The 20,956-nt window shown below is 59.8% G+C and carries 18 protein-coding genes; 12 read left to right on the top strand and 6 right to left on the bottom strand.

The features are described from left to right. Together ACP7BN_RS16740 and coaA are read left to right on the top strand one after the other, a co-directional pair. A complete protein-coding gene (locus tag ACP7BN_RS16740) occupies positions 1-216 on the top strand; it encodes a TOBE domain-containing protein (protein WP_003229256.1) in 216 nt (71 codons plus the stop codon). Positions 217-328: 112 nt separating this feature from the next. Further along, positions 329-1,282: a type I pantothenate kinase gene (coaA, locus tag ACP7BN_RS16735; RefSeq protein ID WP_426205307.1), complete on the top strand. Its 954-nt coding sequence runs from the start codon at positions 329-331 to the stop codon at positions 1,280-1,282. 3 nt (positions 1,283-1,285) lie between these two features. Here coaA and ACP7BN_RS16730 read toward each other — a convergent pair whose 3' ends face one another. After that, on the bottom strand, positions 1,286-1,927 hold the full coding sequence (locus ACP7BN_RS16730; protein WP_426205306.1) for a TetR/AcrR family transcriptional regulator: 642 nt from the start codon (positions 1,925-1,927) through the stop codon (positions 1,286-1,288). A 228-nt stretch (positions 1,928-2,155) separates the two neighbouring features. Further along, on the bottom strand, positions 2,156-3,532 hold the full coding sequence (locus ACP7BN_RS16725) for a glutamine synthetase family protein (RefSeq protein ID WP_426205305.1): 1,377 nt from the start codon (positions 3,530-3,532) through the stop codon (positions 2,156-2,158). Positions 3,533-4,259: 727 nt separating this feature from the next. On the opposite strand from ACP7BN_RS16725, the gene ACP7BN_RS16720 reads away from it, so the two are divergent. From ACP7BN_RS16720 to ACP7BN_RS16690, 7 genes are all read left to right on the top strand, one after another. Beyond that, positions 4,260-5,618: a glutamine synthetase family protein gene (locus ACP7BN_RS16720; RefSeq protein WP_420647424.1), complete on the top strand. Its 1,359-nt coding sequence runs from the start codon at positions 4,260-4,262 to the stop codon at positions 5,616-5,618. Between the two features lie 57 nt (positions 5,619-5,675). Next, positions 5,676-7,040: an aspartate aminotransferase family protein gene (locus ACP7BN_RS16715; protein WP_426205304.1), complete on the top strand. Its 1,365-nt coding sequence runs from the start codon at positions 5,676-5,678 to the stop codon at positions 7,038-7,040. 173 nt (positions 7,041-7,213) lie between these two features. After that, positions 7,214-8,326 carry a polyamine ABC transporter substrate-binding protein gene (locus tag ACP7BN_RS16710; RefSeq protein WP_426205303.1) on the top strand — a complete coding sequence of 371 codons (1,113 nt, stop codon included), beginning with the start codon at positions 7,214-7,216 and terminating at the stop codon, positions 8,324-8,326. A 187-nt stretch (positions 8,327-8,513) separates the two neighbouring features. Beyond that, entirely contained in the window at positions 8,514-9,611 is a 1,098-nt protein-coding gene (locus ACP7BN_RS16705) for a polyamine ABC transporter substrate-binding protein (RefSeq protein ID WP_420647421.1), read from the top strand. A gap of 66 nt (positions 9,612-9,677) precedes the next feature. Next, positions 9,678-10,820, top strand: coding sequence for an ABC transporter ATP-binding protein (locus ACP7BN_RS16700; RefSeq protein WP_420647420.1), 1,143 nt, complete (start codon positions 9,678-9,680; stop codon positions 10,818-10,820). 35 nt (positions 10,821-10,855) lie between these two features. After that, complete coding sequence (locus ACP7BN_RS16695) at positions 10,856-11,737, top strand: ABC transporter permease subunit (RefSeq protein ID WP_420647527.1); 882 nt, start codon at positions 10,856-10,858, stop codon at positions 11,735-11,737. Next, the gene (locus ACP7BN_RS16690) at positions 11,734-12,624 is read left to right on the top strand and encodes an ABC transporter permease subunit (protein WP_426205302.1); all 891 of its coding nucleotides are present in this window, start codon (positions 11,734-11,736) and stop codon (positions 12,622-12,624) included. Before ACP7BN_RS16695 ends, ACP7BN_RS16690 begins: the two co-directional genes overlap by 4 nt. A 147-nt stretch (positions 12,625-12,771) precedes the next feature. Here the strand turns inward: ACP7BN_RS16690 and ACP7BN_RS16685 are convergent, their stop codons facing one another. Continuing rightward, positions 12,772-13,413, bottom strand: a complete 642-nt coding sequence (locus ACP7BN_RS16685; protein ID WP_426205301.1) for an HD domain-containing protein — start codon at positions 13,411-13,413, stop codon at positions 12,772-12,774. Positions 13,414-13,583: 170 nt separating this feature from the next. Between ACP7BN_RS16685 and ACP7BN_RS16680 the strand changes: the two genes are divergently transcribed. Further along, positions 13,584-14,549: a GlxA family transcriptional regulator gene (locus ACP7BN_RS16680; protein WP_426205300.1), complete on the top strand. Its 966-nt coding sequence runs from the start codon at positions 13,584-13,586 to the stop codon at positions 14,547-14,549. A 209-nt stretch (positions 14,550-14,758) separates the two neighbouring features. Here ACP7BN_RS16680 and ACP7BN_RS16675 read toward each other — a convergent pair whose 3' ends face one another. Continuing rightward, on the bottom strand, positions 14,759-17,164 hold the full coding sequence (locus tag ACP7BN_RS16675; RefSeq protein WP_426205299.1) for a penicillin acylase family protein: 2,406 nt from the start codon (positions 17,162-17,164) through the stop codon (positions 14,759-14,761). 103 nt (positions 17,165-17,267) lie between these two features. Beyond that, positions 17,268-17,846: a DUF6436 domain-containing protein gene (locus ACP7BN_RS16670; protein WP_426205298.1), complete on the bottom strand. Its 579-nt coding sequence runs from the start codon at positions 17,844-17,846 to the stop codon at positions 17,268-17,270. A gap of 100 nt (positions 17,847-17,946) precedes the next feature. Between ACP7BN_RS16670 and ACP7BN_RS16665 the strand changes: the two genes are divergently transcribed. Continuing rightward, positions 17,947-18,897, top strand: coding sequence for an alpha/beta hydrolase (locus tag ACP7BN_RS16665; RefSeq protein ID WP_426205297.1), 951 nt, complete (start codon positions 17,947-17,949; stop codon positions 18,895-18,897). Between the two features lie 564 nt (positions 18,898-19,461). Here ACP7BN_RS16665 and ACP7BN_RS16660 read toward each other — a convergent pair. Then, a complete protein-coding gene (locus tag ACP7BN_RS16660; RefSeq protein ID WP_426205296.1) occupies positions 19,462-20,214 on the bottom strand; it encodes a hypothetical protein in 753 nt (250 codons plus the stop codon). A 108-nt stretch (positions 20,215-20,322) separates the two neighbouring features. Between ACP7BN_RS16660 and ACP7BN_RS16655 the strand changes: the two genes are divergently transcribed. Further along, positions 20,323-20,955: a 2OG-Fe(II) oxygenase gene (locus ACP7BN_RS16655; protein WP_426205295.1), complete on the top strand. Its 633-nt coding sequence runs from the start codon at positions 20,323-20,325 to the stop codon at positions 20,953-20,955. Position 20,956: the final 1 nt, after the last annotated feature.

Genomic DNA, 20,956 nt, shown 5'->3' with positions numbered 1-20,956 from the left:
ATGACTATCAAAGCCATCAACGTACGCAACCAGTTCAAAGGCTCGATCAAGGAAATCGTGCTCGGCGACGTGCTGTCGGAAATCGACGTGCAGACCGCTTCCGGCATCGTCACTTCGGTAATCACCACACGCTCGGTGAAAGAGCTGGAACTGGTGGTCGGCAGCGAAGTGATTGCCTTTGTGAAATCCACCGAGGTTTCCATCGCCAAGTTGTAAGCCGGTGAGCAAAAACCAGCCCCGGAGGGTGTCAGCCCTTCGGGGTTTTTTATGCGTGTCTTTCGAGATCTGATATGTTCCGTGCTTTTGCGACAGCAGATACAGGACGCGTATGACGATCAACCGGGATGCAGCAGCGCAATTCCACGCCGGGCTCGGCTATCGGGAGTTCAGCCGCGAGCAGTGGGCGTCCTTTCGCGAGGAGGTGGAGATGAGCCTTTCGCCCGAGCAGATGAGTGCGCTGATCAGTCCTGCCCAGCCGATGGCCACGGAGGAGGTCGTGGATGTCTTGCTTCCGCTGTCGCGCTTGCTGCATCTGCACTGTGCGTCTGCGCAGTCGTTCGGCCAGGTGCAAGCGGCCTTCATCGGCGAGCCCGAGTTCAAGGCGCCATTCATCATCGGTGTTTCCGGCAGTGTCGCGGTAGGTAAAAGCAGTTTCGCCCGAGTGTTGGCAGCGCTGCTGGCCTCCTGGCCCGACTCACCGAATGTGCAACTGGTGACCACGGATTCGTTTCTGTTCCCGCTGGCGACGCTGGAACAGAAGAAGCTGTTGCATCGAAAAGGCTTCCCCGAGTCCTACGACAAATCACTGCTGCTGGATTTTTTGAGCTCGGTGCGCAACGAGGGCAAACCGGTCGACCTGCCGATTTATTCGCACGTGCGCTATGACATTCTGCCGAATGAAACCCAGCGGATCGAGGCGCCGGACATCATTGTCCTTGAGGGCTTGAATGTCCTGCAGGAAGACAAGTACCGCGGTTTGAGTGTTCTGGACTTCATCGACTTCTCGATCTATCTCGATGCGACGACCGATGATATCCGCAAGTGGTATCTGCAACGGTTTGTGTACTTGAAGAACACGGCTTTCCAGTCGTCCGAGTCCTATTTCAACAAGTACAAACATCTGTCTGATGAAGACGCGCTGTCGATGGCTTCCGATACCTGGGATCGGGTCAACCTGAAGAATCTGGTCGAGAATATTCTGCCGACCCGTGACAGCGCGACGCTGATCATCAACAAGTCGTCAGATCATTCCGTGGACAAAGTGCTACTGCGCGCTCATTGACGTTCAGCCCGCCGGGGCCGGGCGTTTGGGCAGATACGGCGGCAGGTACAAACCGATATAAGCATCAAACACGCGCATGCCTTCCTCGGCCATGCGCGGGGTGATCTGCCCGTGCTGCTGCACCGAGCGTGCGTAGACGCGATCACCCAACTCCATCGCCAGCGCAAACACATCGACGTCGTCCGGCAGCCTTGGCAGTTCGAAGTGATGATCGAACAGTTTGTGCATCAGGTCGCCCAGTTCGAGATCGTGCTGACGGTCGGCCTGGGTGACTTCAGTCAAACCGTGCTGCGCCAGAATCAGTTGGCGGGCGGCGGCGTCTTCGCCATAGATTTCCAGCATGCGTTGTTCGACCAGGCGCGACAGGTCACGCCAGTCGCGCAGGGCGGCGTGGTCGATGGGTGCTTGCAGGCAGGCGCGAAATGCCGCGTGCACATCGGCGGTCAACGCTTCGAGCAGCGCCGGGACGCTGGCGAAGAAGTGGTAGACCGAGGAGGGCGGAATCTGCGCGCGCTCGGCAACGCTGTAAATCGACAGGCTGGCCACGCCCTCGGTGGCGAGCAGCGTGCGCGCGGCATCGAGAATCGAATCGATCCGCGCCTGGCTACGGGCACGGGGTTTGCGGACGGTGGCGGGGCGCGTCATGAAAGTCTCCTGCGGGGCAGCGGGCATTGTACGAGCCGGTTTGTGTGTTGTCTGCCACGACGCCATCGCTGGCAAGCCAGCTCCCACAGGTTTTGTGTTGTACTCAAAATCTGTGTCCGCCCCAGATCCCTGTGGGAGCTGGCTTGCCAGCGATCCGCCGCAGGCGGCCATAAAAAAACGCCGTGGGCTTAAGTTAACCCACGGCGTTTTTTTGCAGCTGCAATCCGCTTAAACGGTATGCAGGTACCAGTTGTACTCAAGGTCGGAGATGGAGTGTTCGAACTCCTCCAGCTCACTTTCCTTGCAGGCGACGAAGATATCGATGTACTTCGGATCGATGTACTTGGCCATCACCTCGCTGTCGTCCAGCTCACGCAAGGCATCGCGCAAGTTGTTCGGCAGGCTTTGCTCGTTCTGCTCGTAGCTGTTGCCTTCGACCGGAGCGCCCGGTTCGATCTTGTTGGTCAGACCGTGGTGCACGCCAGCCAGAACCGAAGCCATCAACAGGTACGGGTTGGCATCAGCACCGGCAACCCGGTGTTCGATGCGCACCGAATCGGCTGCACCGGTCGGCACGCGTATCGCTACGGTGCGGTTGTCCAGGCCCCAGCACGGCGAGTTCGGCACGTAGAACTGTGCGCCGAAACGACGGTAGGAGTTGACGTTCGGGCAGAGGAAAGCCATCTGCGCGGGCAGGGTCTCGAGCACACCGCCGATCGCGTGACGCAGCGCGGCGTTCTGCTCGGGATCCTCGCTGGCAAAAATGTTTTTGCCTTCTTTGTCCAGAATCGAAATGTGTACGTGCAGACCATTGCCCGCCTGGCCCGGATACGGCTTGGCCATGAAGGTGGTGTCCATTTCATGGTCGTAGGCGATGTTCTTGATCAGACGCTTGAGCAGTACCGCGTAATCGCAGGCCTTGATCGGGTCGGCGACGTGGTGCAGGTTCACTTCGAACTGCGCCGGGGCACTTTCCTTGACGATGGCGTCGGCCGGGATGCCTTGCTCTTTGGCACCTTCCAGAATGTCCTGGAGGCAGTCGACGTATTCGTCGAGGTCGTCGATCAGGTAGACCTGAGTCGAGTGCGGGCGCTTACCGGAAACCGGCGAGCGTGGCGGCTGCGGACGACCGTTCACGTTCTCCTGATCGATCAGGTAGAACTCGAGTTCGAACGCGGCGCAGATGGTCAGGCCCATTTCGTCGAACTTGCGCACCACGTTGGCCAGCACTTCACGCGGGTCGGCGAAGAATGGCTGGCCTTCGAGCTCGTGCATGGTCATCAACAGTTGCGCGGTAGGGCGCTTCTGCCATGGCTCGTTGCACAGGGTATCGGGGATTGGATAGCAGATACGATCGGCGTCGCCGATGTCCAGGCCCAGGCCGGTGCTTTCCACCGTTGAACCATTGATATCCAGAGCAAATAGAGAGGCCGGCAGGTTGATGCCTTTCTCGTAAACCTTGTGGAGGCTGGTGCGTTCGATGCGCTTGCCGCGCACCACACCATTCATATCCGCAATCAGAAGGTCGACGTACAGAACCTCAGGATGTTCCTTAAGGAACGCGTTCGCTTCGTTGAGCTGAACGGCACGCGGGGGTACCGACATGATGCAACACCTTTGTTGTTAAAAATATCAATCATTGATCTTTTCTGGTTTCAGTCAACCCGAACGGCCTGCCGAAGTCAAGCGAGGCCTTTTTTGCCCTAAAAAAGCGCCGCGAGGGCATTTATGGGGCAGTTTTGGGCGTTTTTTTACCTTTGAACGCTGCGCCATCCGCAGGCTTGAGCGGGCCGTGTTGTATTTTTTACGGGGGTGTTGTGTAAAAAAATGAACAAGGCTAAGCTCCGATCAAACCCATAACAGCAATAATACCGGGGTGCTTCATGTCTCGCCTGCCGATAATCGGCGTCACCGACTGCTCATTGCAGTACGGTCTGCATGCTCATCACATCAGTGGCGATACGTCCGTCCACAGCGCAGCCAGCAAGGCTCGCAGCGGGTCAGCGAATTCTCTGCCCAAGGCAGGTCGCGCGGCAACGTCCTCTATTGTGGACGCACGGCCAAGCATCCTCTTTAGCGCTTCTCCCTTCAATATAGATCTGTTTCACATCTGCGGCCTGCGCGGTGCCTCTGGCCGTGCTCGTGATTCTGCACGCGCCGGATGTGCACAGGAAATGCAACGCCAGCGTAAAGGGCAGGTAAGCTCCTCTTTCATTGTCTTGGCGCGGTGCCCGGCGTAAGCCGACACTGCGCGCAAGCAAGCCCTACACGCGACGCCCCGTGCGTCAAACTTTGCCTGACACGCGTCAGGAGACTCAGCCCAGAGGCATTTATGAGTAACAACCTCGACCAGCTCACCGATTGGTTGAAAGACCACAAGATCACAGAAGTCGAATGCATGATCGCCGACTTGACCGGGATCACCCGGGGCAAGATTTCGCCGACCAACAAATTCATCGCCGAAAAGGGCATGCGCCTGCCAGAAAGTGTTCTGTTGCAGACCGTGACCGGCGATTACGTCGAAGACGACATCTATTACGAACTGCTCGACCCGGCCGACATCGACATGATCTGCCGTCCCGACCAGAACGCCGTTTTCGTCGTGCCGTGGGCCATCGAGCCGACCGCGCAGGTAATCCACGACACCTACGACAAGCAAGGCAACCCGATCGAGCTGTCGCCGCGCAACGTGCTGAAGAAGGTTCTGAAGCTCTATTCCGACAAGGGCTGGCAGCCAATCGTGGCGCCGGAAATGGAGTTCTACCTGACCAAACGCAGCGACGACCCCGACTATCCGTTGCAGCCGCCGGTCGGCCGTTCCGGGCGTCCGGAAATCGGTCGTCAGTCGTTCTCCATCGAAGCGGCGAACGAATTCGATCCGCTGTTCGAAGACGTCTACGACTGGTGCGAATTGCAGGAGCTGGACCTCGACACGCTGATCCACGAAGACGGCACGGCGCAGATGGAAATCAACTTCCGTCACGGCGACGCACTGTCGCTGGCCGACCAGATTCTGGTGTTCAAACGCACCATGCGCGAGGCCGCGCTCAAGCACAACGTGGCGGCGACCTTCATGGCCAAGCCAATGACCGGCGAGCCGGGCAGCGCGATGCACCTGCACCAGAGCATCATCGACATCGAGACCGGCAAGAACGTCTTCTCCAATGAAGACGGGAGCATGAGTCAGTTGTTCCTGCACCACATCGGTGGCTTGCAGAAACTGATCCCGGAATTGCTGCCGCTGTTCGCGCCGAACGTCAACTCGTTCCGCCGCTTCCTGCCGGACACCTCGGCGCCGGTGAACGTGGAGTGGGGCGAAGAGAACCGCACCGTCGGCCTGCGTGTGCCGGATGCCGGCCCGCAGAACCGTCGGGTGGAAAACCGCCTGCCGGGCGCCGACGCCAACCCGTACCTGGCGATTGCCGCGAGCCTGCTCTGCGGTTACATCGGCATGGTCGAAGGCCTCAACCCGAGCGCGCCGGTGGTGGGCCGTGGTTATGAACGCAGAAACCTGCGCCTGCCGCTGACCATCGAAGACGCGCTGGAGCGTATGGAAAACAGCTCGACCGTCGAGAAATACCTCGGCAAGACCTTCATCACCGGCTACGTCGCGGTCAAGCGGGCCGAGCATGAAAACTTCAAGCGCGTGATCAGTTCGTGGGAACGCGAATACCTGTTGTTCGCCGTCTGATGCGCCCGGCGCGGCGCCCAAAACGCCGCGCCTTCACCGATCACAAGGAGAATTGGCATGACCAGCAACAACCCGCAAACCCGTGAGTGGCAAGCCCTCAGCAACGATCATCACCTGGCGCCGTTCAGCGACTTCAAACAGCTGAAAGAGAAAGGCCCGCGGATCATCACCAGCGCCAAGGGCGTGTACCTCTGGGATAGCGAAGGCAACAAGATTCTCGACGGCATGGCCGGCCTTTGGTGTGTGGCGATCGGTTACGGTCGCGATGAACTGGCCGATGCCGCCAGCAAACAGATGCGCGAGCTGCCGTATTACAACCTGTTTTTCCAGACCGCCCACCCGCCGGCGCTGGAATTGGCCAAGGCGATTGCCGACATCGCGCCAGAAGGCATGAACCACGTGTTCTTCACCGGTTCCGGCTCCGAAGGCAACGACACCATGCTGCGGATGGTTCGCCACTACTGGGCGATCAAAGGCCAGCCGAACAAGAAAGTCATCATCAGCCGCAAGAACGGTTATCACGGTTCGACCGTGGCCGGCGCGAGCCTCGGTGGCATGACTTATATGCATGAGCAGGGCGACTTGCCGATCCCGGGCATCGTGCACATCGCCCAGCCGTACTGGTTCGCCGAAGGCGGCGACATGTCGCCGGAAGAGTTCGGCACCTGGGCGGCCAATCAGCTCGAAGAGAAAATTCTCGAAGTCGGCGTGGACAACGTTGGCGCGTTCATTGCCGAGCCGATTCAGGGCGCGGGCGGCGTGATCATTCCGCCAGACAGCTACTGGCCGCGCGTGAAGGAAATCCTCGCCAAGTACGACATCCTGTTCGTGGCGGATGAAGTGATCTGCGGGTTCGGCCGTACCGGTGAGTGGTTCGGTAGCGATTTCTACGACCTCAAACCGGACATGATGACCATCGCCAAAGGCCTGACCTCCGGCTACATCCCGATGGGTGGCCTGATCGTGCGAGACGAAGTGGTCGCGGTGCTCAACGAGGGCGGCGATTTCAACCACGGCTTCACCTACTCCGGGCACCCGGTGGCGGCGGCGGTGGGGCTGGAAAACATCCGCATCCTGCGCGACGAAAAAATTATCCAGAACGCCCACGACGAAACGGCACCGTATTTGCAGAAACGTCTGCGGGAACTCAACGATCACCCGTTGGTGGGTGAAGTGCGTGGCGTCGGTCTGCTGGGTGCCATCGAACTGGTGCAGGACAAGGCCACGCGCAAGCGTTACGAAGGGCGTGGGGCGGGCATGATCTGCCGGCAGTTCTGCTTCGACAACGGGCTGATCATGCGCGCGGTGGGCGACACCATGATCATCGCGCCGCCGCTGGTGATCAGCAAAGCGGAGATCGATGAACTGGTGACCAAGGCACGCAAGTGTCTGGATCTGACCCTGAGTGCGTTGCAGGGCTAAGTGCTAGGCTTCTGAGCGAAGGCTGCGCTGCAACTTCGCTCAAGGCTGTCATAAAGGCTGGTCTTTTCTTGAAAGACCGCCTTGGATCTTGCCAGACTAGCCGCGGTTCCAGTTGTCCGGGTTCGGCCGCTGAACAATGTGGTTCAAAAAAGAAAAATTTGGAGCATCAACGCATGAAGGCATTAGGCAAAAAGCTCGCTGGCAAGACTCTGCTCGCCATGTCCCTGATGGGCGTGATGGCGGGTGCGGTTCAAGCGGACGACAAGGTGTTGCACGTTTACAACTGGTCCGACTACATCGCACCGGACACGGTTGCCAAGTTCGAGAAAGAGACGGGCATCAAAGTCGTCTATGACGTTTTCGACAGTAACGAAACCCTCGAAGCCAAGTTGCTTGCCGGCAAGTCCGGTTACGACATCGTGGTGCCTTCCAACAACTTCCTCGCCAAGCAGATCAAGGCTGGCGTGTATCAGGAACTGGACAAGTCCAGGTTGCCGAACTGGAAGAACCTCGACGAAGACCTGCTCAAGGCTGTTGGCGACGCCAGCGATCCGGGCAACAAGCACGCCTTCCCGTACATGTGGGGTTCGATCGGCATCGGCTACAACCCGGAGAAGGTCAAGGCTGCGCTGGGCATCGACAAAATCGATTCCTGGGACGTGGTGTTCAAGCCTGAGAACATCGAGAAGCTCAAAAGCTGCGGCGTAAGCTTCCTCGACGCGCCGACCGAAATGATCCCGGCGGCGCTGCACTATCTGGGCAAGCCGACCAACAGCAAAGACAAGGCTGACCTGAAAGCCGCGGAAGATCTGTTCCTGAAGATCCGCCCTTCGGTTGGTTACTTCCATTCCTCCAAGTACATCTCCGACCTGGCCAACGGCAACATCTGCGTGGCCGTGGGTTACTCGGGTGACCTCGAGCAGTCGAAAACCCGCGCCAAGGAAGCCGGTGACAAGGTCAAACTGGCCTACACCATTCCGAAAGAAGGCGCCGGTACCTTCTACGACATGGTTGCGATTCCGAAGGACGCCACCAACGTTGAAGCCGCCTACAAGTTCATGAACTACCTGCTGCAGCCGGAAGTGATGGCCGAGATTACCAACGCCGTGCGTTTCCCGAACGGCAACAAGGCCGCTACACCGCTAGTGGACAAAGACATCACCAGCGATGCGAGCATCTATCCATCGGCTGAAGTGAAGAAACAGCTCTACGCGATCAGCGATCTGGACGCGGCTACTTTGCGTCTGATCACACGCAGCTGGACCAAGATCAAATCCGGTAAGTAATCCGGTTTGAAGCAGCACCCGCTGGCCGTCGTCTGCGCGATGGCGGCCAGCGGAATAATTAAATGACGGAAAGTTTTGCTGGATCGGTTTTTCGAGGGTAAGTTGCGCGCCGGTTTTGTTGTCGGGCAGCCATGGCTGTCATGCAGCGCGGGGCAACTTGGGCCCAACTAATTTAGAGGACCTCCACGTGCCTGTTTTTTCTTCTTTGCGCAATGCCCTGCTGGTCACTGCCGGCCTGACAATCGCTGTCGGCGCCCAGGCTGCCGGTACGGTGCATATTTATAACTGGTCGGATTACATCGGCGAATCGACGCTGGCCGACTTCCAGAAGGCCACCGGGATCAAACCGGTCTACGACGTGTTCGATTCCAACGAAACCCTGGAAGGCAAGCTGCTCGCCGGGCGTACCGGTTACGACGTGGTCGTACCGTCGAACCACTTCCTCGGCAAGCAGATCAAGGCGGGCGCGTTCCAGAAACTCGACAAGGCGCAGCTGCCTAATTACGCCAACCTCGACCCGATGCTGCTCAAGCGTCTTGAGCAGAACGATCCGGGCAACCTGTACGCCGTGCCGTACCTGTGGGGCACCAACGGCATCGGTTACAACGTCGATAAAGTGAAGGCGGTGCTTGGCGTCGACAAGATCGATTCCTGGGGCGTGCTGTTCGAGCCGGAGAACATCAAGAAGCTGCAAAGCTGTGGCGTGGCGTTCCTTGATTCGGCCGATGAAATGATGCCGACCGTGCTCAACTATCTGGGCCTGGATGCCAACAGCACCAATCCCAAGGATTACGAGAAAGCCACCGACAAATTGCTCGCCGTGCGCCCCTACGTGACCTACTTCCATTCTTCGAAATACATCGGCGATCTGGCCAACGGCGACATCTGCGTGGCCATCGGTTTCTCCGGCGATATCTTCCAGGCGAAGAACCGTGCCGCAGAAGCCAAGAAGGGCGTCAACATCGCCTACGCGGTGCCGAAAGAGGGTGGCGCATTGTGGTTCGACATGCTGGCGATTCCCAAGGATTCGTCGAACGTGAAACAAGCCCACGCCTTCATCAATTATCTGCTGAAACCTGAGGTGATCGCCCAGGTCAGTGACTACGTCGGTTACGCCAACCCGAATCCGGGTTCGGACAAGTTGATGGAGCAATCGATCCGCACCGATGAATCGGTTTATCCACCGCAGGCCGTGATCGACAAGGCTTATGTGTCGACCGAGTTGCCACCGAACATTCAGCGTCTGATGACCCGCAGCTGGACCAAGGTCAAGTCGGGCATGTAAGGCACAAACTATCCTGGGTTCGTCCGCTTGGGCGAACTGCACTGTTTTTTTCTGGGAGTTTTGTAAATGGCAGTTGCCTCCGGCGCCTATAAGAAAGCCCTCGAGGGCGACCAGACACCGAAACAGGTGTTGGTCAAAATCGACCGGGTCACGAAGAAGTTCGACGAGACGATTGCCGTGGACGACGTGTCCCTGGAAATCAAGAAAGGCGAGATTTTCGCCCTGCTCGGCGGTTCGGGATCGGGCAAATCCACCCTGCTGCGCATGCTCGCAGGGTTTGAACGGCCCACGGAGGGGCGCATTTTTCTCGACGGCGTGGACATCACCGACATGCCGCCGTACGAACGTCCGATCAACATGATGTTCCAGTCCTACGCGTTGTTCCCGCACATGACTGTGGCGCAGAACATCGCCTTCGGTCTGCAGCAGGACAAGATTCCCAAGGCCGAGGTCGAAGCCCGCGTGGCCGAGATGCTCAAGCTGGTGCAGATGAGTCAGTACGCCAAGCGCAAGCCGCACCAACTGTCTGGCGGTCAGCGGCAGCGTGTGGCGTTGGCACGTTCGCTGGCCAAGCGGCCGAAGCTGTTGCTGCTCGACGAGCCGATGGGCGCGCTGGATAAAAAACTGCGCTCGCAGATGCAGCTGGAACTGGTGGAAATCATCGAACGCGTGGGTGTGACCTGCGTGATGGTGACCCACGACCAGGAAGAGGCCATGACCATGGCCGAGCGCATTGCGATCATGCATCTCGGCTGGATCGCGCAGATCGGCAGCCCGATCGACATCTACGAAACCCCGACCAGCCGCCTGGTCTGCGAATTCATCGGCAACGTGAACATCTTCGAAGGCGAAGTGATCGACGACGCCGAAGGCTACGCGACCATCACCTGCAAGGATCTCGACCGGCAGATCTACGTCGGCCACGGCATCAGCACCTCGGTGCAGGACAAATCCGTGACCTACGCGATCCGTCCGGAGAAACTGCTGGTCACCGCCGAAATGCCGACCTGCGAGTACAACTGGTCGAGCGGCAAAGTGCATGACATTGCCTACCTCGGCGGCCACTCGGTGTTCTACGTCGAATTGCCGAGCGGCAAACTGGTGCAGTCGTTCGTGGCCAACGCCGAACGTCGCGGCGCACGTCCGACCTGGGGCGATCAGGTTTTCGTGTACTGGGAAGACGACAGCGGCGTGGTACTGCGCTCATGAACATGCGGAAGTTCAAACGGCGCATTAATCGAATAATTCCAAATGGCCGTCAGCTGGTCATCGGGGTTCCGTTCATCTGGCTGTTCCTGTTCTTCATGCTGCCGTTCTTCATCGTCCTGAAGATCAGCTTCGCCGAAGCCGACGTGGCGATTCCGCCGTACACCGAGATCTACACCTTTGCCGAGCAGAAGCTGCAACTGCTGCTGAACCTCGGTAACTACGCGATGCTCGGCGACGACGAGTTGTACATCGCCGCCTACCTCGGTTCGCTGAAGATGGCGCTGATCAGCACCGTCCTCTGCTTGCTGATCGGCTACCCGATGGCCTATGCCATCGCCAGCGCGCGCAAAGAGATGCAAACGGTGCTGGTGCTGCTGATCATGATGCCGACCTGGACCGCGATCCTGATCCGCGTGTATGCGTGGATGGGCATCCTCAGCAACAACGGTCTGCTCAACGGTTTCCTGATGAGCATGGGCTTTATCGATGAGCCATTGCAGATCCTCAACACCAACCTCGCTGTGTATATCGGCGTGGTCTATTCGTACCTGCCGTTCATGATCCTGCCGCTCTACGCGAATCTGGTGAAGCACGACAACAGCTTGCTGGAAGCCGCGTCCGATCTGGGTTCGAGCACCTTCAACAGCTTCTGGAAGATCACTATTCCACTGTCGAAGAACGGCATCATCGCCGGCTGCATGCTGGTGTTCATCCCGGTCGTGGGCGAGTTCGTGATCCCGGAACTGCTCGGCGGTCCGGAAACCCTGATGATCGGTAAAGTGCTCTGGCAAGAGTTCTTCAACAACCGTGACTGGCCGGTAGCGTCCGCGCTGGCGGTGGTGATGCTGGCGATCCTGATTGTGCCGATCATCCTGTTCAACCGCAGTCAGGCCAAGGAAATGGAGGGTAAAGAATGAAGCGCATCCGTTTCTCCAGCCTGATGCTGGTGCTCGGCCTGTTGTTCATCTATCTGCCGATGCTGATCCTGGTGATCTACTCGTTCAACGCCTCGAAACTGGTGACGGTGTGGGGCGGCTGGTCGATCAAGTGGTACGTCGGCCTGCTCGATAACTCGCAACTGATGGGCTCGGTGCTGCGCTCGCTGGAAATCGCCTGCTACACGGCGGTGGCAGCGGTGGCGCTGGGTACGTTGGCGGCGTTCGTGCTGACGCGCATCACGCACTTCAAGGGTCGTACGCTGTTTGGCGGTCTGGTGACTGCACCGTTGGTGATGCCGGAAGTGATCACCGGTCTGTCGCTGTTGCTGCTGTTCGTGGCCATGGCGCAGATGATCGGCTGGCCGCAGGAACGTGGCATCGTCACCATCTGGATCGCCCATACGACGTTCTGTGCGGCGTATGTGGCGGTGGTGGTGTCGGCGCGTCTGCGTGAGCTGGACCTGTCGATTGAAGAAGCGGCGATGGACCTGGGGGCGCGGCCGTGGAAGGTGTTCTTCCTGATCACCATCCCGATGATTGCGCCATCGCTGGCAGCGGGCGGCATGATGTCCTTCGCCTTGTCGCTGGATGACCTGGTGCTGGCGAGCTTCGTCTCCGGACCGGGTTCGACGACGCTGCCGATGGAAGTATTCTCGGCGGTGCGTCTGGGCGTGAAACCTGAGATCAACGCCGTTGCCAGTCTGATTCTGCTGGCGGTGTCGATCGTGACCTTCATGGTCTGGTTCTTCAGCCGCCGCGCCGAAGAAGCACGCAAGAAAGCCATCCAGCAAGCCATCGACGAAAGCGCCGCCGACTCGTGGAAACAACCGGACGTGCGCCGGGCACCGGCGCCGGGAGCGGCGTAAGCAGTCATGGGGCTGATCACAAATGTGTGATCAGCCCCATTCCCTGTGGGAGCGGGCTTGCCCGCGATAGCGGCGTTCGATTCAACATTGATGTCGGATGTGACGACGTCATCGCTGGCAAGCCAGCTCCCACAGGTTTATCTGCGGTCAGTTCACCCACGGGGATTTGCGGATGACTTCAACGAAGTTCATCGGCTTGAACCCCGGCTCCTGATCCTTCAGCACATCGGTCTTCACGTTGCCGAACGTGGTCTGCGGGCGATGCCGCAAGCCATCGGCAAACGCGCAGATGATGCACTCCTTGAAACCCTCTCCGCGTGGATGCGCATGCACCACCGCCTCACGTTGCATGCTGCTGAACGCCGCGTAATCCATGCCCAACACATCCATCTCCACACCCGCTGTCAACAGCGCCACGGTCGGGCGCAGATGCTTGGGCACGCCCGGCGTGGTGTGCAGGGCAATCGACAGCCACACCTGTTCAATGTCGTCATCGCTCAGTCCGTAAGGCTTGAGAAACGCCGCTGCCGCATTGGCGCCGTCCACTTCAAAACGCTCATCGTCACTGCGATGACCTTTGACCAGCCCGAGATCGTGGAACATCGCGCCGACGTACAACAACTGCGGATCGTAGGCCAGTTGCTGACGCTCACCGCTCAGCGCGCCGAACAGGAATACCCGGCGCGAATGGTGGTAAAGCAAATCGGATTCGATGTCGCGGATGTACTCGGTGGTGGCCCGGGCGAGGGCGCTGTCGGGGATCTGGATGCCGGCAATGGTCGTGCTCATGGGGTTTGTCCTCATCGCAAACGCCGGGGCGGCGCTGATGGGCAAAGTCTGTGCTTGCGTTACAGCGCGAACAATCGACGCATGGCTGCGATCCTTGCCAATCAACCGGCAAATCGTGCCAACTCACCCAATGGGCAGGCCACAGGGACTCTCAGGAGGCTTCAAGGAATATGAGCAAAACCATCGCCATCGTGGTGTTCCCCGGCGTGCAGTCGCTGGATGTCAGCGGGCCCATGGATGTGTTCGCCGAGGCCAATCGCTTTCTGCCGTCCGAAGATCATTACCGACTGGAAGTGATCGGCGTCGAGCACGGGCCGATGGCCTGTTCCAACGGCTTGACCCTGAGCGCTCATCAGCATTTCAGCGAGGCTGTGCAGGACTACGATTTACTGCTGGTGGCCGGCGGACCGCAGTTGCCATTCATGGATTTCGGCAAGACGTTTGATGCCTGGTTGCGTGATGCGAGTGCGCGGGCGCAGCGCTTCGGCTCGATCTGCAACGGTGCATTCATGCTCGCTCGCGCCGGGTTGCTCGAAGGACGCACCGTCACCACCCACTGGAACGATGCTGAGGCCTTGGCGCAGTTGTGCCCCACAACGCGGGTGGAAGCGGATCGGCTGTACGTCGAGGACGGGCAGCTCTACACCTCGGCGGGGGTCACGGCGGGGATTGATCTGTCGCTGTACTTGCTGGCGCGCGATCACGGCGCTGAGGTGGCATTGAGCGTGGCCAAGCGGCTGGTGGTATTCACCCAGCGCACGGGCGGGCAGTCGCAGTTCAGCCCGTTTCTCACACCGCATGCCGAGCCGACCTCGGCGGTGGCGATGGTGCAGTTGTATGTATTGGCCAATCTGACCGGGGATCTGACGATTGCCGATCTGGCGAATGCGGCGAACATGAGTGCGCGCAATTTCTCGCGGGTGTTTGCGCGGGAGGCGAAAGTTACACCGGCGGAGTTCGTCGAACGGGCGCGGGTGGATGCGGCGCGGGTGATGCTGGAGAGCACTGCGGCGGCGTTGAAGACTGTGGCGTATCAGTGCGGGTTTCGTGATGCCCAGCATATGCGCGCGGTGTTCAACCGGCGGCTGGGGGTTACACCGCAGCAGTTTCGGATGAATTTTTCGCTGGTGGTTTGAGGGTGAGGGCAGGCTTGAGATTGCCTGCCCTCACCCCAGCCCTCTCCCAGAGGGAGAGGGGGCCGATTGGGGGATATTGGAGGGATACGCCGACCTGAACGAGCTCGGCTGAATCCATAATCGACTCCAATCATTCAGGTCGATGTATGACGCAAGACACCTCGGTCGGCTCCCTCTCCCTCCGGGAGAGGGTTGGGGTGAGGGCGCTTTTACTGCGCCCGTGCAGGAAGCAGTTTCAACGTACTCCGCGTATTCGCCGTCACCTCTTCATCACTGAAATGCGCCTGCACATACATCCCGTCGACATACGCCTCAGCCTGATCCTCATAGTGACGGTCAAACGGCACGCCACTCTGGCCAACCGGATTAATCGTCAAACTGTGCGCCGGGTCAGCAAAGTCCACCAGCCGCCGCGTCGAAGGCCCGTAAGTGACCGGCCACGGCGCGGGGCCGATCTTGGCGGACAGGTTGTTCGGCACTTCATGGGAGCCGGGCGCCGCGAACGGGCCGACATTGAAGATCCGCTCCAGCGGCTTCTGCTGACCCAACGGATGACCATGGGTCAGGGTATGCGCCTTGCCCCACTGCCAGCCCGATGCGTCATCACCCAAAGTCGATTTCAGATGCGCCATGCTCGCCTGCCATGCGGCGCGCACGGTGTCGGCGCGGGTCTCTTTCGTCGGCGTGTTGCGCTTGTCCCACCACGCTGAATCGGCATTCGCTGCCAGCCGTGGCAGCGCCGAATCAATCACCCGCGTCGACAGCAATGTCTCGAAGAAATCATTGCCCAGCTCATCACGCATCGCCGCATCCGTCAGGTCATAGAGGAACTGGTTGAACAGCGTTGCGTTGACCGAATCCAGCGGATAGTCGCCTTGCCACTGCGCCAAATTCTCGACCAGTTTCAGCTCGGCCGGAATGCTCACCACTTCGCGCAGCACTGGCAGTAACGGCGCCAACAAACGCTGGCCGTAACCGGTGGCGGTGCCCAGTTGCAATTGCTGATTGGCCTCGTTGTCCCACCTCACGCTCTTGTCGCTGAGTTGGCGATTGAGTTGCTGGCCACGGTCGGCGAGGTTGTAGTAACCGGGAATCTCCATCCCGGTCGGCGAAACGGGCTGGAAGTTGGCCGAGACGATATAGCCGCGCGTCGGGTTTTCTTCCTGCGGGTTGGCACTGAACGGGTAGTAGCCGTCCTTGTCCGCTTGATTACTGCTGCCGTCGAGAATGAAACCCGGCTTCACCCCGGCCGGACGCTTGGGCAGCAACGCCGAGGCCCACCAGGCGATGTCACCCTTGGCGTTGGCGTAGACGATGTTCAGCCCCGGCGCCTGCACCTTGGCGGCTGCGGCGCGGGCCTTGGCCAAGGTATCGGCGCGGTTGAGCTGGTAGAAGCCTTCAAGGATCGGGTTTGGCGTTTCGAGGAACGCCCACCACATGGCAATCGGGGTTTTGCCGGCGGCAGTGCCGAGTGCGTCGTTGACGATCGGGCCGTGCGGCGATTGGCGCAGAGTGATGGTCACCGGCGCCTGGCCCTTCACCGCGATCTGCTGTTGGGTGCTGACCATGTCGGTCCACTGGCCGCGATACCAGACCTGATTCGGGTTTTCAGGATTGACCTTCTCGGCGATCAGATCGAGATCGTCGTTTTGGAACATGGTCAGGCTCCAGCCGAAATCCATGTTGTGCCCGAGGAACGCGAACGGCACCAGCGCTTGATGATGCCCGTACAGATCAAAGCCCGGCGCCGACAATTGCGCCTCGTACCAGACCGAAGGCACCGAGAAGCGAATATGCGGATCGCCGGCCAGTAATGGCTTGGCACTCTTGCTGCGACTTCCGGAGATGACCCAGGCGTTGCTGCCCTCGAACTGCGGCAAGCCATTGTCGATCAATGCCTGCTCGCTGACGCGGGCGAGAGCGGTGAGGTTCTGCCAGTCCGCGACGTTCAGCGACGGCGCCGGCGTGCGCTGTTTGACCAGCACACCTTTGGACTGCCATTCGAGGTCGAAGACATTCAGGTAATCGGCGCCGAGTTGATCGCGCACATAGGTCATCAGCGGCTCGGTGCGAAACGCCGCGGCGAAGCTGTAGGCCATGTAGCCGGCGACGCTGATGCTGTCTTCGGCGGTGAACGGCCGCTTGGGGATGCCCAGCACGTCGAACTCGACCGGCGCGGCGTGGCTGTCCTGATATTGGTTGACGCCGTCCAGATAGGCTTGCAGGGCCTTCCAGGCCGGCGACTGCTTATCGAGGTTGGCGACGTAAGTGGCAGCGCGCTCGCGAATGCGCAGGCTGCGGAACAGTTTGTCGGTGTCGAGCAGTTTCGGCCCGAGCACTTCGGCCAGTTCGCCACGGGCGAGGCGGCGCATAGACTCCATCTGGAACAGCCGATCCTGCGCATGCACATAGCCGAGGGCGCGATACAGATCGGTTTCGTTGTCGGCACGGATGTGCGGCACGCCGCGCTCGTCGTAACGCACGGTGACCGAACCTTGCAGGTTGCGCAGCTCTACCTGGCCCTGACGCGTCGGTTGCTTGCTGTACACATACCCGCCCACCGCGACGAGCAGCGCGACGATCAGCAAGCCAAGAACGGTGAAGACGCGTTTCATGGTGACTCCTTGTGCGATGCGGATGGTCATCCGTGCGGGCTGGCAACAATTAGCACAGACCCTGGCTGCTGCGCATCGCCGTCCTCGAAAAGTCCGGAATGCCTTACCTGGTTTCGGCCGGCCACGGGCAATAGCAACCAACCGCCAGCGTGTGCGTGGCATTCACCGGGCGATCATCGCTCAGAGCTTGCAGGATCGGTTCAATAAAACTGTTGCTGGAGTTGCAGGTCAGGCCTTCGCTATAGGGGCCGAAGTACGCGAGTTTGCCGCTACGGTCCCAGATCGCCACGGCCGGGCTGGCGGGAATCTGCTCGGCACCGGGCAGCACCGCGATGCTTTTCAGGCTGCTGAGGGTGGCGGGCAACTGGCCGTGGCTGCCGGGCCGCTGCACGGCAAAAAACTCCACGCCTTTGGCGCTGAACTGCTCGACCATTTCCGTCAGGTGCTGTTGATTGCCGACGTTGCACGGGCAGGCCGGGTCCCAGAAATGCACCAGACGAATATTGCCGGGGCCAGCCAGATCATCCGGCAGGCGCAGCGGATCACCGGAAAACACCGCCGTGTGCTCGCTGAACGCCCGCAGGTAACGCCACTGAAACCAGTCATACGCCGCCCACAATACCCCGCCGCAGACTAGTGCGATCAGGCTGGCAAACAGTGCGGTGCGGTACGGCGAACGCATGGTTTTCGATCCTTGAGAGATCGGCTAGCTTGCCATGCTTGCTCCGACAGATGAATATCGCAGGCCGATAAAGTCCGTTTACCGTTTTGGAATTTGCCTGATGCCTGCCACTTTCGATCTCGATCATTTACGCGCCAGCCTCAAGCCTTTGGCCGAGTGGCAGCCGTTGTCGGATGAGGCCAAGGCTTATCAACGCTTCTACCAGACCGATTTCCCGGATCGCGATGTATGGCGCGGCATGGGCCGCTTCGAGGTCAGCGGTTATGAACTGGTCAGCCATTGCTGGTGGCCGGAGAAGGCCAAAGCCACGCTGTTTTTGCTGCACGGTTATTACGATCACACCGGGCTGTACCGGCATCTGATCGAGTGGGCGCTGGATCAGGATTTTGCGGTGATCGCCTGCGACTTGCCGGGGCATGGACTGTCGAGTGGCGCGCGGGCCAACATCCGCGATTTCTCTGAATATCAGGATGCTCTTCAAGCTCTGTTCGCCGAGGCGCGTTCGATTGCGCTGCCGCAGCCGTGGCACTTGTGCGGGCAGAGCACTGGCGCAGCAATCGTGGTTGACCATGTGCTCAATCATGGCGAAGACAGTCCGGCGCAGGGGCAATTGATTCTGCTCGCGCCGCTGGTGCGTCCGCGCGCCTGGGGCTGGTCGCAGTTGAGTTATTACCTGCTGCGGCCCTTTGTTCGAGGGCTGCCACGGCGATTCAGCGAGAACTCCAATGATCCGGATTTCCTGCCGTTTCTGCAGGCCGATCCGTTACAGCCACTGCGTCTGCCGACGGCGTGGGTGGGGGCGTTGTCGCGCTGGATCAGTCGCGTCGAGTACGCCAAGAAAAGTCCGCGTCGGCCGTTGATCATTCAAGGTCAGGCCGACATGACTGTGGACTGGCCGCATAACCTGCAAGTGCTGAAGTGGAAGTTTGACCGGCCGCAGATATTGCTGCTGCCTGAGGGGCGGCATCATCTGGTGAACGAGACGGCGGAGATGCGCGAGGAGTATTTCGAGTTCTTGAGCAGGCGGATCAAGGGGCGGAATTCGCAGTGATGCTCTGGCTGGGTGCATATCCGATGCTGCGGTGATGGCTGCTTAGGGTTCCGCCCTGACGGCGGGTCACTTTGGCAAACGCCCCAAAGTAACCAAAGGTCTTTTGCCCTGACGTTCGGCCCTCGCTTAGGCTCGGGTTCCTTCGCTCCGGGATTGTTCCGGGGGCATCGCCTCCGGTTTGCTGCGCTGCACCTCCTCTCGATGTGTTTGGCTGCGCCAAACGGTCGCTGCGCTCCCACCCCCGGATCAATCCCTCCACTCAGCCTGCCGACGGGCGCTCGAGATCAAGAGCTTTACTCGAGCTAACGCTCATCGTTGAGTGGGGCGGCTGCGCCGCATGCGGTGTGTAGATCAAAACCTGTGGGGGCTGCGGTGCGACGATTCGACTTGCCAGCGATGGCGGCCTGACAGCCGACCGATCTCTAGCAGATGTACCCAGTTCCAACTGTGGGAGCTAGCTTGCTGGCGATGGCTATCTCTCGGGCGCTGGTGCTATTGCGGATGTGCCCGAAACCCTGTGGGAGCTGGCTTGCCAGCGATGGCGGCCTAGCAGGCAACAGAGATCTACTGGCTGAGGTTAGAGGTGCTTTGTCCAACCGCCAATCCCGCGCGAATCGCTGCCAGCGCTGCCTGGTAATAAGCCTTGCCTTCGGTCGACTCGGCAAAGGTCGCAAATTCTTCCAGTTCTTCATCCGACAGGTCGCGATAGACATACAGCAGCGTGTTGTTCAGATCGGCGCCAATCTGATCCATCAAACGCTGGCGCTGACCATTCAACATGTTTTGCGCCTGACCGCCGCCAAGCAAGCCAGGAATCATCGAACTCAAACTGTCCGCCGCCACACCGGCAATCGCCAGACTGACTTCAGCACCAGCCTCACGCGCCGGCAGCGCTTGGGCGAGGTGGCCGATGATCAGCAGGCGGCTGTCGCTGGCCGGCATCTTCGGCAGGCCTTTGGCATTTTTCGCCAGTTGATCGCGCCGGGTCGCCAGCAACTCGGCAGCGACGACTTTCTTGCCCAGCACCGACTGGAAAAACCCCAGCGCCGGTTTCGGGTCGGCGAGGTTCTTGCGCAGTTGCGCCTCGGCGCGTTGATCCATCGGCTGCGGCGCGAAGCGCTGGTTGCTGTTGTTTACCAGCGCCTGAAACACCGCCGGTGGCAGGCTGTTCTGGTAACGCTGCTGCGCGGCGCTCAGGGCATCGTTGAAATGCGCGCGTTGTTCTGGCCAGCCGGCGACCTTGTAGAGCTGGTCGTAGCCGTCCGCCCAGGCGGGCAACACGCAGAACATCAACAGTGAAAAAAGCAAACGGCGCATAGGGACTCCTGTCAGCAGCGGACTATTCTCCGTGCGGTGCCAGTACTTGTCGAGAATTCGTAGCGAGCCGCCGCGTGGCTCTGTCGGATTTTTCGCCGCAGGCATACTATGCGCGCCATGCAAATATCCTCTGAACACCCGCTGCTGTTACGCATCGTCGACGACCTGGCCGAACATGGCTGGTCGCAGCAGAACATTTTCCTGCCCGCAGATCTGACCCGCGCGCTGGCGGCTGAGTGCCGTAAACGTGAGGCCGAGGGCGAACTGGCACCGGCGGGCGTCGGGCGCGGGCCGTTTTCGGAGGTTCGCGAGGGCATTCGTGGTGATCATATTCAGTGGATCGAACCGGGTGAGGCCGAGTCCAGCGACCGTTACCTCGGATTGATGGACAGCCTGCGCGAGGCGCTCAATCGTGGTCTGTTCCTCGGGCTGGAGGACTTCGAATGCCATTTCGCCCTGTATCCGCCGGGCGCGTTCTATCGCAAGCATGTCGACCGGTTTCGCGATGATGACCGGCGCATGGTTTCGGCAGTGATCTACCTCAATGACGGCTGGCTGCCGGAGGATGGCGGGCAGTTGCGCATGTATCTCAAAAACGACCGCGTCCATGACGTACAGCCTACCGGCGGTTGTCTGGTGGTGTTTCTTTCGGGTGAAGTGCCGCATGAAGTGTTGCCTGCCAATCGCGAGCGCTTGTCGCTGACGGGCTGGTTCCGTCGCCGTGGCAACGAGCCGTTCTGAT

This window comes from Pseudomonas sp. TWP3-1, from assembly GCF_049896625.1.
In the GTDB taxonomy this organism is placed as follows: Bacteria; Pseudomonadota; Gammaproteobacteria; order Pseudomonadales; family Pseudomonadaceae; genus Aquipseudomonas.
Note: the sequence above shows the minus strand (reverse complement) of the source record. Positions and strands in the feature narration are given on the sequence as shown.